Annotated in this window: 1 pseudogene; it reads right to left on the bottom strand. The window is 44.5% G+C overall.

The window, feature by feature from the left end:
* Positions 1 to 93 precede the first annotated feature (93 nt).
* A pseudogene (gene cca, locus R7O13_RS30335) lies at positions 94 to 537 on the bottom strand (multifunctional CCA tRNA nucleotidyl transferase/2'3'-cyclic phosphodiesterase/2'nucleotidase/phosphatase); the annotation flags it as partial.

The raw sequence follows: 537 nt of genomic DNA, 5'->3' as shown, positions 1-537 counted from the left end.
TTCTAGGTGTGGGCCTATTTGCATTCTTGCTTAGTGCTTAATCATTGAAAACAAAAACGCCCGCTCAATTGAGCGGGCGTTTTTATTTTGGCGTTACTTATTTAAAGCGACTTTGACCGCTTCAATACGTCGTTTTTCTTGTTCATCACGAATAGTTGGACCTTTGAAGCCATCCTGAATGATGGCTTGCACATCTACTGATGCCGCTGCTTGATAGGCCAGCATAAAAATATCCGCTTGTGGATACGGTAGATCTTCTAAACCTTTGCGGCCTGCACGATCCGCTTGGCAGCAAATTAGAATGTCTTTTAGGCGCTCCGACTTGCGCCATACATCAAACTTGTTCAGGATTTTGATGATGGTTTGCGGCTTTAACTCAGCGGCGCGATGAATGTTGGAGTGTTGCTCGCAGACCATGAGCGCTAAATCTTTAAATTCATTCGGTACACGTACACGTTCGCACAGTTTTTTAATTAGCTTTAAACCGGTATGACAATGCATTTTATGGCTTGGCCATTCGCTCTCTGGTGTCACGCC

This window comes from Vibrio sp. Y176 (assembly GCF_033438945.1).
This window is presented reverse-complemented; position numbering and strand designations above follow the sequence as displayed.